The following is a 770-nucleotide window of genomic DNA, read 5'->3' as shown; positions in this document are numbered from 1 at the left end:
AAACGCACCGGCCGACGCACCTGAGAAACCCAGTAGTCCACCGTCGCCATGTCCATTCCCAGCTCCACCGACGACACCACCGGAATCACCGGATCAGAAAAAACCACCCCACCCAACGCATCCCCGAACCCCGCCAACATCGGATCCACCCACGGCGAATGAAACGCACCCCCCACATCCAACAACCGAGACCCCGCAAACCGCCCCATCACCACCCCCACCGCAGACACCTCACCCGCAACCACCACCGACCCCGGCGCATTCACCGCCGCCACCACCACACCCTCCGGCAAACACGACACCACCTCCTCCTCCGACACACGCACCACCGCCATCGCCCCACCACCAGACAAACCCTCCATCAACCCAGCCCGCGCCGACACCAACCGACACGCATCACCCAACGACAACACCCCCGCCACATACGCAGCAGCCACCTCCCCCACCGAATGACCCACCACCACATCCGGCACCACACCCCACGACTCCCACAACCGAAACAACGCCACCTCAAACGCAAACAACCCCAACTGAGCCCACCCCACACCACCCAACACACCACCATCCGAACCCCACACCACCTCCCGCAAACCCGGAAAAAACCCCACCACCTCATCAAAAACCCCACCAAAAACCGGAAAACGCCCCGCCAACCCCCGACCCATCCCCAACCACTGACTCCCCTGACCAGAAAACACAAAACACACCCCACCCCCACCCACCACACCACGAGCAACCTCAACCCCACCCAACAACACCGAACGATGCTC

At 62.7% G+C, this 770-nt stretch carries 1 protein-coding gene; it reads right to left on the bottom strand.

All coding sequences use genetic code 11. From position 1 onward, the window contains the following. The coding region (locus tag CFN78_RS28360; RefSeq protein ID WP_240519752.1) for an acyltransferase domain-containing protein at window positions 1-698 on the bottom strand (698 nt) is incomplete at its 3' end. Window positions 699-770 lie beyond the last annotated feature (72 nt).

This window comes from Amycolatopsis antarctica (genome assembly GCF_002262875.1).
GTDB lineage: Bacteria > Actinomycetota > Actinomycetes > Mycobacteriales > Pseudonocardiaceae > Amycolatopsis > Amycolatopsis antarctica.
Note: the sequence above shows the minus strand (reverse complement) of the source record. Positions and strands in the feature narration are given on the sequence as shown.